The organism is Robbsia sp. KACC 23696 (assembly GCF_039852015.1).
Classification (GTDB): Bacteria; Pseudomonadota; Gammaproteobacteria; order Burkholderiales; family Burkholderiaceae; genus Robbsia.
Map to the genome: position 1 here is coordinate 2,086,700 of NZ_CP156626.1, position 12,255 is coordinate 2,098,954.

A 12,255-nucleotide genomic window follows, 5' to 3' on the forward strand; every position below is an offset into this window, starting at 1 on the left:
CGGGGCCGCTGCCGCCTTCGGCATTCCGCAAAAATGCACAAGATGCGGCGCACCGCACCGGAGCGCCAAGCCCAGCGCGCGCGGCGCCGAATAGGCGCATGCCGCTACGCTCGCCGACGGTGTTGCGAGGATGCAATTGCACGCGGACCTGTATGCCTATACAGTTTCGAGATGAACACCGCGCCCCAGGATTCCCTCCACGCCGCCGCCGATACGACGGCGCATCCACGCATCGAGCACGATGCCGCCGCGCGTGCCGTCATGGCCGCCTTGCTGGACAAGCTGAACCCCGCACAGCGGGAAGCGGCCTGTCACGGCATCGGCGGCAGGATAGACGGTAGTGGGGATGGAAACGCGGCGCCCGCCTCGCCGCCCGAACCGTTGCTTGTCATCGCCGGCGCGGGCACCGGCAAGACCGCGACGCTCGCGCACCGGGTTGCGAATCTGCTCGATCACGGTGTGCCGCCCGACCAGGTGCTGCTGCTGACCTTTTCGCGCCGCGCCGCAGTCGAAATGACCCGCCGCGTGGACCGTCTGTTGGCGCGCGCCGCCGTCGAACGCGCCAAGCTCACTGGCGCCTCGGTGCGCCGCGCGGCGCAGGTGTCGCAACGCGACACCCTCCCCTGGGCCGGCACCTTTCACAGCGTCGGCGCCCGCCTGCTGCGTGAGTACGCCCCCTATATCGGCGTATCGCCGGCCTTTACGATCCTGGACCGTCCCGACGCGGCCGACCTGATTAATCTGGTACGTCATGAACGCGGGCTCTCGATCAAGCAGAAGCGCTTCCCGACCAAACAGACCTGCATCTCGATCTATTCGCGCGTCGTCAATACCGGCCTGGCACTGGATGCGGTGCTGGCCCGGCATTTCCCGTGGTGCGCCGAATGGGAGGCGTCGCTGCGCGACTTGTTCGCCGCCTATGTCGAAGCGAAGCAATCCCAAGACGTGCTCGACTACGACGACCTGCTGCTCTACTGGGCGCAGATGGCCGCCGAGCCGGCCTTGGCGCAAGCGCTAGGCGAGCGCTTCTCGCACATCCTCGTCGACGAATATCAGGATACGAATGCCTTGCAGGCCGATATCGTTCGACGGATGAAGCCGGACGGACGCGGCGTTACCGTGGTCGGCGACGACGCCCAGTCGATCTATGCGTTTCGTGGCGCGACCGTGCGCAATATCATCGATTTTCCAAATACCTTCGCCACACCGGCGCGCGTCGTGACGCTGGACCGGAACTACCGCTCGACGCAGGCCATCCTCGACGCCGCCAATGCGGTGATCGGCCTGGCGACCGAGGGCTATGCGAAGCGTCTCTGGAACGACACCGACGCGACGCCCGGCGCGCGCCCGACCCTGGTGACCGTCGCCGACGAAGCGTCGCAGGCGCAATACCTGGTGTCGCGGATTCTGGAGAATCGCGAGGCCGGCGCCACGCTGAAGTCGCAAGCCGTCCTGTTCCGTGCCTCGCATCACAGCGCCCCGCTGGAGATCGAGCTGACGCGGCGCAACGTTCCTTTCGTCAAGTTCGGCGGCCTGAAATTCCTCGACGCGAGCCATGTGAAGGACCTGCTCGCCGTGCTGCGCTGGCTCGAGAATCCCCGCGATCGCGTGGCCGGCTTTCGGGTATTACAGATGTTGCCGGGCGTGGGCCCGGTCAAGGCAGGCCAGGTGCTCGACGCCGTCGGCGACGATTTAATGCGACTGCCCGGCGGCCCGACAGCGGAGGCCACGCTGCCGGCGCCGGCCGGCGTCGAGGGCTGGGACGCATTTGCCGCGCTGATCACCGATTGCGCCGGCCGCCGATCAGACTGGCCGGCGGAGCTAGACCGTATTCGGGACTGGTATGCGCCGCATCTGGCCCGCGCGCATGAGGATGCCGACATCCGCGAAGCGGATCTCGATCAGCTGCAGCAGATCGCGGCCACCTTCCCGTCGCGTCAGCGCTTTCTGACCGAATTGACGCTGGATCCGCCCGATGCGATCAGCGACGAGTCCGGCGTGCCATTGAAGGACGAGGACTATCTGATCCTGTCGACGATCCATTCGGCGAAAGGCCAGGAATGGGCCTCGGTGTTCCTGATGAATGCGGTGGACGGCTGCCTGCCGTCGGATCTGGCCACCGGGCAGATTGACGAAATAGAGGAGGAACGGCGCCTGTTGTATGTCGCGATGACGCGCGCGAAGACGTCATTGGACATCGTCGTGCCGCAGCGTTTTTACGTTCACCAGCAGTCGGCACAGGGCGATCGGCATATCTACGCCTCGCGAACGCGCTTTTTGCCGCAACGCCTGGTGCCGCTATTCGATGTGCAGTCCTGGCCGCGCGCGGCGGCCCCCACTGCGCACGGTTCGCAGGCTCTAGCGGCAGTCAAGATCGACATCGCCGCCCGGATGCGTGGCATGTGGAAAAACTGAGGCATTTCCCTGCGGCGCGTTGCCAGTACAATACCCGCCTGTTCGCGCCCACTATTTCCATCCGCCGATGAATCTCGTTCTACAAGTCCCCTCCGACGTCGCACTGCGCGAGTCCACTGCCCAGCAGCTCGCACGGCCGCTGGATGCGGACCATATCGCCGCCGTACGCGCGCTCTGTCCGACGACGTCCCGCGTCGAGACGATCGACGCCTACGCAGTGCGTTTCCTCGATGTGGACCAGGCCGCGGGCGATGCGCAGACGCGCACTGCCGTCGAACACTATTGCGCGACCAAGGGGCTTGACGCGTCCTGGGTACCGGCGCGGCCGCTTTCCGCCTTCCGCCTGCTGGCAATGGATATGGATTCGACGCTGATCACGATCGAGTGTATCGATGAAATCGCCGATTTCTGCGGACTGAAGGCCGAAGTGTCGGCCATCACGGAAGCGGCGATGCGCGGCGAAATTCCGGACTTCAGCGAAAGCCTGCGACGCCGCGTGGCCCTGCTCCAAGGCCTGGAGGCCGCCGTGCTGGAACGCGTCTACGAGGAGCGTGTGCGGCTCTCACCGGGCGCCGAGACGCTATTGGCGGGCGCACGGGCAGCCGGCCTGAAAACCTTGCTCGTCTCGGGCGGTTTCACGTTCTTTACCGAAAAACTACGCGCGCGACTTGGCCTGGATGCGGCCTATGCGAACACGCTGGAAATCGTCGACGGGAAGTTGACCGGACGCGTATTGGGTGAAATCGTCGACGGCGCGGTAAAAGCGCGGCACGTCGTCGACACCTGCGCAGCCATGGGCGTCGCGCCCGAGACCGCCATCGCCATGGGCGACGGTTCAAACGATTTGCCGATGATGGCGAAAGCCGGCCTCTCGGTCGCCTATCGCGCCAAGCCGAAAGTCCGTGCCGGTGCCAGCGTCGCACTGGATCATGCCGGCCTCGACGGCGTCTTGCGCCTGTTCGTCTGACAGGCGCGTCGCCCCCTGACAGAGGCGCGTCGGCCGCCGCTCGCTTAGCCCGCCACGGCGGTCAGATGGGCCGTCAGGCTCTGCTCCAGATCGGCGCGCAGGTCTTCCTCGTTTTCCAGGCCGACATAGAAGCGCACGAGCGTGCCCTTGTGCGGCCATTCCGCGGCCGTCCGCAGCGACGGCAGATCGTAGGGCAAGGCCAGGCTATGCGCGCCGCCCCAGCTGAAACCGATCTTGAACAATTTCAGCCCTTCCACGAAGGCATCGATTTGTTTCGCTGAATAGGCCGCATCGAAGACGATCGAGAACAGGCCGCCGGTGCTGGTGAAATACCGGCGCCAGCTTGCATGGCCAGGGCAATCCGGCAAGCCGGGATGCAACACCGTCGCCACTTCCTGACGCAACTTCAACCACGTCGCCAACGCCAGGGCGGTGCGATCGTGTGCGGCAAACCGCAGCGCGAGCGTCGGCAGGCTGCGCAACACCAAAGAGCAATCGTCCTGCGAGACACCCAGACCCAAGCGCGCGCGTGCGCGCTTCAGTTTGAAATGCAGGTCCTTTTCGCGCGTGATCACCGCCCCCATCAGCACATCGCTGGCGCCAGACTGATATTTCGTCAGCGCCTGCATCGAGATATCGCAGCCGTAATCGAAGGGCTTGAAGCCGATGCCCGCCGAGTAGGTGTTATCGATTGCCGTCGGGATGCCGGCCGCCTTGGCCGCCGCGGTGATCGCGGCCACATCGGGCACTTCCATCGATACCGAACCGGGCGCCTCGATCCAGATCAGGCGGGTATTCGGCCGGATCATCGCGCGCACCGCGTCGGCATCGGTCGGATCGTAGTAGCGAACCGTGACGCCGAAGTCCGCCGCCAGCCATTCCGCATGATCGCGGTTCGGCGTGTAGGCATTGTCGGGCACCAGCACGTCGTCGCCCTGGCGCACCAGGGCGAAATACACATTCGAGATTGCCGCAAGGCCGGACGGCTGCAGCAGGCAGTAGTACCCGCCCTCGATCAAGGCGAGCCGCTTCGCGAGGGTCGCCGAGGTGGGTGTCTGATGCAGGCCGTAGCGCCATTGGCTATCGCTGTGCGGATCGTAATCGCGCATCGCCTTCAGGTCTGGGAACAACACCGTCGACGCCCGATGGACCGCTACTGGAAAGGCCTCGAAACCGGGCGCGAGGTCCGGGGATTCGTGCAACAGACGCGTCTGAAAAGACGGGGAATCGGATGGCGTAACACTCATGGTGATCCTTGTAGCGTGCTGTAACCGGCAACGGGCCCGCCAACCGCTACAATGCACGCAGCGCAAGTCCTTTGCGCGGAGCGGGCCTGCGCAAACGGCACCGGGGTCTCCCTCGGTGCCGTCGGCGGCCCTGCTCCGTGTGACATGCGCTGGTGCTGCGGCCGCGGAGGGTGCCTCACCCGCCTGACGGCATGTCTCAATGAATTCGATACCACGTAGTATAGCGGTCCGCGTGCGAAGGCACCGGGAATGCCCTTATTTCCGACCCTTCGCCAGCGCGCGCAGCACCTTCATTTTTGCTTGATCAGGAAAGTTCGATGACGTTTGCGTTCCCCCCGCGGTCCGCCGCGGTTGACTCGCCTTACACCCGCCCTGGCGCCATGGCGCCCCACTCGATCGCGCCGCAGCAACGCGTGCGGCGTCTGCGTGCCGTCGTCGCGTTGACGGTCGTCGGTATCGTGGGCGGTCTGTCCGGATGCACTTCGATCGAGCAGATGCCGATCCCCTTCATCAAGAAACGGGGGCCGGATCTGACCAATGGGCGGGCATCGGCGGAAAACATGGTCCGCCTCGATGCCGCGATGCGTTCCGGCTGCGATGTGGTCGACAATATCGAGCGGCCGCCGCCGAAGCAGGATCCTCGGGACCCGGCCCCGCAGCGTTGGGTCGCGCGCACCTGCCACGGCGATATCGTCTATGACGTGACGACGGTGCCCGGAAAAGACGGTCCGTCAATCAAGGTCACCCCGGTGCCGGGGCCGATCGATCGGCCGATGAATACGCACTTCGTTCCGGCCGGGCTCGACGGCGCATCGGACGATGCGGCGCCCGCATCTGGCAATGGTGCGGCGCCGGTCGACATCCACACCGGGCAGACGCCGGTGCTGCCTAAGTAAGCGTTCGACACCGCCGTTGGATGCCGGCAGCGAGGTGGACGCGATCAGGAAACGTCGCCCCACAGGTCGTGGCCATCGGCGCCCGTCACGCGTACCGTGATGAAATCGCCGGCCTTGTAGCGCTTCGATGCCTTTTGCGCCGGCGAGATATAGACGACGCCATCGATTTCCGGCGCGTCGGCGGCTGAGCGACCGATACCGCCATCGGCATTGACTTCGTCGACCAGCACGCGGATCGGCTTGCCGACCTTGCGCTTAAGGCGTTCCGCGGACACACGCTCCGCTACTTCCATGAAACGCGCACGGCGCGCTTCACGCACGTCTTCCGGCAAGGCGCCTGGCAGGTCGTTGGCCGTCGCGCCGTCCACCGGCGAATAGGCAAAACAGCCGACGCGATCGATCTGCGCTTCCTCGATGAAATCGAGCAGCGTTTGAAACTCTTCCTCGGTCTCGCCCGGGAAACCGGCGATGAAGGTGCTGCGGATCGTCAATTCCGGACAGATCTCGCGCCAGGCCTTGATCCGCTCCATCGTCTTTTCCGCGTTGCCGGGACGCTTCATCCGGCGCAACACGTCCGGGTGCGCGTGCTGCAGCGGCACGTCGAGATAAGGCAGGACCTTGCCCTCGGCCATCAAGGGGATGATCTCGTCGACGTGCGGATACGGATAGACATAGTGCAGACGGACCCAGCCGCCGTATTGCTGCGCCAGCTCGCCCAGGGCGGCCACCAGCTCGGTCATCCGGGTCTTGATCGGACGACCCTGCCAGAAGCCGGTCCGATACTTGATATCGACGCCGTAGGCGCTTGTATCTTGCGAGATGACCAGCAATTCCTTGACGCCGGACTGGAACAGCTTCTCGGCTTCCAGCATGACATCGCCGATCGGGCGCGACACCAGATCGCCGCGCATCGACGGGATGATGCAGAAGGTGCAGCGGTGATTACAGCCTTCCGAAATTTTCAGATAGGCGTAGTGGCGCGGCGTCAGCTTGATACCGGCCGGCGGCACCAGATCCGTGAACGGATCGTGCGGCTTCGGCAGGTGCGCATGGACGTGGTGCATCACCTCGTTCATCGCATGCGGGCCAGTGACCGCCAGCACGCGCGGGTGGATGTCCTCGACGAGGCCGCCGCCATCGGCGTTCTTCTTCGCGCCGAGACAGCCGGTGACGATGACCTTGCCGTTTTCGGCCAGCGCTTCGCCGATCGCATCCAGGCTTTCCTGAACGGCATCGTCGATAAAGCCGCAGGTATTGACGACGACCAGATCGGCGCCGGCATAGTCACCGGCGATCTGATAACCCTCGGCACGCAATTGCGTGATGATCTGCTCGGAATCGACGAGCGCTTTTGGACAGCCGAGCGACACAAAGCCCACGCGCGGATTGTGGTCTTTGGTGACGGCGATTTCGGCGGGACTGTTCATAGCGACTTCCGTGTGTGGGGCATTGCGGACGCGACCGGACGCAGACCGGGCGACCCGCTATACAAAGCGAATCGCGCATTTTACCTGTCTCGCGCCCTTTCCCGGTATTCGATGCGGGAATCGACCCGCAAAGTGGGCTTGTTGGCAACAGAAAGCGCCATCGGCCAGCCGGCTTGCAGGCATTGCGCCCGTCCCACACAGCACTGCGCATCAAGATGCCCAGGCAATGAAAACCGGTAATGGGCGGCTGCCACCGCCCACCCATCCCCCGCCAGCCCGCTTACTCCGACGAGTCTTTCGGTTTCACGGGCGGCTGCGCGCCGAACGGGAACCCGGAGAACAAGCCCTGCGATTGACGACGCCATTGTTCCTGCATCTGCCCGAACACATCGCGCGATTGGTCGAGGTAATGCTGCATCGCGTCCTGCATCGCCGGTGCACCCGGATTCATCATCTGCATCCACTTCTCCGGACTTACCGGGAAACCTTGCGAGGACGCTTCCGCGCCGGCGTTCTCGATCTGCTTCGAGAACGCTTGCTGCATATCGGTGAAGGCTTTCAGATTCTGCTCCAGATAGGAGCCCATCACGCCTTGCATGGCATTGCCGTAGAAGCGGATCATCTGGGCCAGCATCGGCGACGAGAACATTGGCATGCCGCCGTTCTCCTCTTCCAGAATAATCTGCAACAGGATGCTGCGGGTCAGATCCTCGTTCGTGCGTGCGTCCACGACCGTGAAGACCTGCTGCTCCAACACCAGTTGCTTGACGTCGAGCAAAGTGATGTAGGTGCTGGTCTGCGTGTCGTAGAGCCGACGATTCGGGTATTTCTTGATCAGCCGCTCTTCAGCGGATTTGCGATTCATGATGTCTCCGTGTCTCCTTCCGTCCCTTCCCGAATGGCATGGCATGCACGGGGAGCCGCGTGCTCGGCCCCCCGTGCCGTGCCGCCCTTACCCCATATGCAGGCCGCCGTTCAACGAAAAATCCGCGCCGGTGGCAAAGCCCGATTCATCGGAAGCGAGCCAATTGACGATGCTCGCGATTTCATCCTGCGTGCCCAGTCGCTTGACCGGAATCGTGGCGACGATCTTCTCGAGCACATCGGGACGAATCGATCGAACCATATCGGTGCCGATATAGCCGGGGGACACCGTATTGACCGTGATCCCGCGCGTCGCCAACTCCTGCGCCAGGGACATCGTAAAGCCATGAATGCCGGCCTTCGCGGTCGAATAATTGGTTTGCCCGAACTGCCCCTTCTGACCGTTCACCGACGAGATATTGATAATACGCCCGAAGCCGGCCTGCACCATCGGCTCGACGACCTGCTTGGTGACGTTGAATAAACTCGTCAGATTGGTGTCGATGACCGTGTTCCAGTCGTCCCGCGTCATCTTGCGGAACACCGCGTCGCGCGTCACGCCGGCATTGTTCACCAGCACGTGTACATCGCCCACTTCCGCCCGTACGCGCTCGAAGGCGGCCGCCGTCGAATCCCAATCCGCGACGTTCCCCTCCGAGGCAATGAAGTCGAAACCCAGCGCCTTCTGCTCCTGCAACCAGGTTTCCCGACGCGGCGAATTCGGCCCGCAACCGGCCACCACGATGAAGTCGGCCTTGTGCAGACGTTGACAGATCGCGGTACCGATGCCGCCCATGCCGCCGGTTACATACGCCACTCGTTTCGACATCATGCCTCCTCGTTGTATCGCGCTTTCCCGGGCTTCGCCCGACGGGCCGTCCGGCCATGCATCCGATACATCGTCGGACCATTCGGCGCGGGAAAACGCTTCATTGGTTTATGCCCCGCCCAGCCGGCGTTCGACGCCGACCGACGAAATATCAGCGACGCTCCACTGCCAGGGCCACGCCCATGCCGCCACCGATACACAGCGACGCCAAGCCACGCCGCGCATCGCGGCGCTGCATTTCATGCAACAAGGTCACCAGCACACGACAGCCCGATGCACCGATCGGATGACCGATGGCGATCGCGCCGCCGTTGACGTTGACCTTGTCCGTATCCCACCCCATTTCGCGGTTGACGGCGAGCGCCTGCGCGGCGAACGCCTCGTTGATCTCCATCAGGTCGAGGTCATCGACACCCCAGCCGGCACGGCTCAGGCAGCGCTGCGAGGCCGGCACCGGCCCCATGCCCATCGTCTTCGGATCGACCCCCGCGCTGGCGTAGGCATGGATCGTCGCCAATGGCGTCAGGCCGAGCGCCTTGGCACGGCTGGCCGACATCACCAATACCGCCGCCGCGCCATCGTTCAAGCCCGAGGCATTGCCTGCCGTCACGGTGCCGCTCTTGTCGAACGCCGGTCGCAAGCCGGACAAGGCTTCCGCCGTCGCGCCATGACGAATGAACTCATCGGTATCGAACAGCACCGGGTCGCCTTTGCGTTGCGGCACCGGAACCGGCACGATCTCGTCTTTGAAACGCCCGTCGCGCTGCGCCGCTTCGGCCTTGTTTTGCGAGGCCGCGGCAAACCGATCCTGATCGGCACGCGAAACATCGAAGGTCTTCGCGACGTTCTCCGCGGTGACGCCCATGTGGTAATTGTTGAACGCATCCCACAAGCCGTCGACGATCATCGTATCGACCAGCTTCGCATCGCCCATCCGGAATCCATCGCGCGAACCGGGCAACACATGCGGCGCCGCGCTCATGTTTTCCTGACCGCCCGCGATGATGATGTCCGCATCGCCGGCGCGGATCGCGTTGGCCGCCAGCATGACGGCTTGCAGACCGGACCCGCAGACCTTGTTCAAGGTCCAGGCCGGCACCGTTTCCGGCAAGCCCGCTTTGATCGATGCCTGCCGCGCCGGATTTTGTCCGACGCCGGCGGTCAATACCTGCCCCATGATCACTTCGTCGACCTGGTCCGGTGCGACACCGGCACGCTTGAGCACGGCGTCGATCACGACTGCGCCCAGATCGGCTGCCGGGATGTGCGCCAGCGCGCCGCCGAATTTTCCGACGGCCGTGCGAGCGGCCGATACGATCACGACATCTTCCATGGTCTTCTCCATTCGATTGATGCTGCGTTTCTATGCGCTTCGTGCGCTGGGCGTCGCGACGTATCGCCCCGGCGCGGCTTCGATAACCGGATAGGCGACGCTGCCGTATCGCCAGGCGGGATCCGTGTCTTCCCGTACCGGCGGCCGGGTGAGCGACGCATCGTTGGCGGCGCGATGCGCGTCCTTGCCGGCACGCTCGGCCTTGTCCGTTACACCGGCGCGGCGTCGTGGCAATGCCGACTGCGCCTTCCCGGGGCGCCGACTGCCGGTTTGACGCGCGGCAAGCCAGGCCGACCAGGTCGGCCACCAACTGCCGGTTTCATACCGTGATCGATCCAACCATTGCTCGGCGTCGATGCTGGACCGCGGCGCGGTGTCGCCGCGCTCGGCTTCGCCGGGGATATGCCAGAACCCCCGTTTGTTCGCGGCGGGCGGGTTGACGACGCCGGCGATATGTCCCGATGCCCCCAACACGAAAGACACGGGGCCGCCCAGCAAGGGTAACGATGCGTAGGCGCTTTTCCACGGCACGATATGGTCGTCGCGCGATCCATAGACGAAGGCTGGCGCCGTGATGGCGCGCAGGTCCACCGGCGCACCGCAGACCTGCAGTCCGCCCGGCTCGCGCAACCCATTATCGAGATAGAGTTGCCGCAGATACCAGCAGAACATGGGGCCCGGCAGATGCGTGCCGTCGCCGTTCCAAAACAGCATATCGAATGCCGGAGGGGTGGCACCGAGCATGTAATTGCGTTGTACGTAATGCCAATGCAGCTCCTTCGGCCGCAGCAGCGAAAACGTATTGCCGAATTCGTTCGCCGTCATCAGTCCTGGCGCCGACGGATCCCCGATCGTGCGTTCGCGTTCGGCAACCTGCTTGTCGTTGACGAACAGGCGCAACACGCCGGTATCGGTATAGTCGAGCAAGGTCGTCAGCAAACTGAGGGACGCGATGCGCGCGGGCGCAGGCCGCGAGCCATCTGCCGACGAAGGCAGCAGCGCCTGCGCCAACGGATGATCCGTCGGCGGCGACCAGCGCAACGCCAGTCGCCCCGCCTCGTCGCACTGACCGGCATCGAGCGCCGCAGCACAGCCCAGCAAGGCACCGCCGATACAGAAACCCATGACATCCAGCGCGGCGCTTCCCATGATGGCGGCGGCCGCATCCATCGCATACAACACTGCCCGCACGTAATCGTCCCACGTGGCGCCGGCCAACGATTGATCGGGATTGCACCACGAGATCAGAAAAACCGGATGCCCGGCATCGCAAAGATAACGGACAAGCGAATTGCGTTGCTGCAGATCGAGGATATAAAACTTATTGATACAGGGCGGCACGATCAATAACGGACGTTCGTAGTGCTCACCGCTGGGCGCGTACTGCAGCAATTGAAACAGCGGTGTTTCCATGACGACGGCACCCGGCGTGGCCGCCAGACTCACGCCGATCTCGAAAGCACTCGGATCCGATTGCGTGACCTTGCCGCGTCGCAGATCATCCAGCAAATGACCGATGCCGGCATGCAAGCTCGCGCCACTGCTATCGCGCATCGCCGCACGCGCAACGGCATTGAGTCCGAAGACGTTGGCGGGCGCCGTGGCGGCAATCCATTGCTCGACCAGAAAAGCCAGGCGTGCCGTGGTGTCGGCATCGCCCTGCACCGCCTGTGCCATCGCCCGCATCGTATCGGCGTTGATCCGATGCACGTGATCGGCGAAGCGCTCGGCCAGGGACAGTCCAGGCGTGTCGGCCTTGGTCTCGCCGCTAGCGGGGCTTGGCTGCGCGTTCGGTTCGGCGCCGGACATCGACGGGGTCGTCGATGCGCTACGAAAGCCGTTAGCCCACCCGGTGAAGTAATCCTGCCGCAGATTGGCCAGCGATGCCGGGGGGACCACCGGTGCATGCGCGCGCGCCATCGCCATCAGCATGTCGCGCCATAAAAGCACCTGTGCCTGCATCGCCTGCCATGAGGCAGCGGATGCACGTCGCGTATTGTCGGGGCGTTGGGGCGCAGCCTCGCGCGGCGAGGCGTTTGCTTTGTCGGCGCCATCGGCGTCGTTCGCGGCGCGTGGCGTGTCGGCCTGTGCGGCCGCCGTATCGGAAGCGTTGCGCGACGTCCGTTGCGACGACGCGGATGTCGCTGTCGACGCGCGTGTTTTACGAACGGGCGCTGGGCGGTGCGGCGTGTGACGATCCGGCTCGGACATCGTGTTCGGTTCCCTTGATTGACAAGTCCACTCGATCCTCGGTCCCACATATCGCGTCTGTTTCGG

At 64.3% G+C, this 12,255-nt stretch carries 9 protein-coding genes; 3 read left to right on the top strand and 6 right to left on the bottom strand.

The window, feature by feature from the left end; translation table 11 throughout:
- Positions 1-261 precede the first annotated feature (261 nt).
- Both ABEG21_RS08755 and serB read left to right on the top strand, forming a co-directional pair.
- Positions 262-2,415 carry an ATP-dependent helicase gene (locus ABEG21_RS08755; RefSeq protein WP_347556687.1) on the top strand — a complete coding sequence of 718 codons (2,154 nt, stop codon included), beginning with the start codon at positions 262-264 and terminating at the stop codon, positions 2,413-2,415.
- Positions 2,416-2,482: 67 nt separating this feature from the next.
- Positions 2,483-3,382: a phosphoserine phosphatase SerB gene (gene serB / locus ABEG21_RS08760; RefSeq protein ID WP_347554282.1), complete on the top strand. Its 900-nt coding sequence runs from the start codon at positions 2,483-2,485 to the stop codon at positions 3,380-3,382.
- A gap of 44 nt (positions 3,383-3,426) precedes the next feature.
- On the opposite strand, the gene ABEG21_RS08765 is transcribed toward serB, so the two are convergent.
- A complete protein-coding gene (locus tag ABEG21_RS08765) occupies positions 3,427-4,629 on the bottom strand; it encodes a cystathionine beta-lyase (protein ID WP_347554283.1) in 1,203 nt (400 codons plus the stop codon).
- Between the two features lie 317 nt (positions 4,630-4,946).
- Here ABEG21_RS08765 and ABEG21_RS08770 point away from each other — a divergent pair, with 317 nt between their 5' ends.
- On the top strand, positions 4,947-5,525 hold the full coding sequence (locus tag ABEG21_RS08770; protein ID WP_347554284.1) for a hypothetical protein: 579 nt from the start codon (positions 4,947-4,949) through the stop codon (positions 5,523-5,525).
- Positions 5,526-5,569: 44 nt separating this feature from the next.
- Here ABEG21_RS08770 and rimO read toward each other — a convergent pair whose 3' ends face one another.
- The 5 genes from rimO to ABEG21_RS08795 all read right to left on the bottom strand — a co-directional run bounded on the left by rimO (position 5,570) and on the right by ABEG21_RS08795 (position 12,189).
- On the bottom strand, positions 5,570-6,952 hold the full coding sequence (gene rimO / locus ABEG21_RS08775; protein WP_347554285.1) for a 30S ribosomal protein S12 methylthiotransferase RimO: 1,383 nt from the start codon (positions 6,950-6,952) through the stop codon (positions 5,570-5,572).
- Between the two features lie 280 nt (positions 6,953-7,232).
- On the bottom strand, positions 7,233-7,817 hold the full coding sequence (phaR, locus tag ABEG21_RS08780) for a polyhydroxyalkanoate synthesis repressor PhaR (RefSeq protein WP_347554286.1): 585 nt from the start codon (positions 7,815-7,817) through the stop codon (positions 7,233-7,235).
- 87 nt (positions 7,818-7,904) lie between these two features.
- Positions 7,905-8,645 carry a 3-ketoacyl-ACP reductase gene (locus tag ABEG21_RS08785; protein ID WP_347556688.1) on the bottom strand — a complete coding sequence of 247 codons (741 nt, stop codon included), beginning with the start codon at positions 8,643-8,645 and terminating at the stop codon, positions 7,905-7,907.
- A gap of 151 nt (positions 8,646-8,796) precedes the next feature.
- A complete protein-coding gene (locus ABEG21_RS08790) occupies positions 8,797-9,978 on the bottom strand; it encodes an acetyl-CoA C-acetyltransferase (RefSeq protein WP_347554287.1) in 1,182 nt (393 codons plus the stop codon).
- Positions 9,979-10,008: 30 nt separating this feature from the next.
- A complete protein-coding gene (locus ABEG21_RS08795; RefSeq protein WP_347554288.1) occupies positions 10,009-12,189 on the bottom strand; it encodes a class I poly(R)-hydroxyalkanoic acid synthase in 2,181 nt (726 codons plus the stop codon).
- Positions 12,190-12,255: the final 66 nt, after the last annotated feature.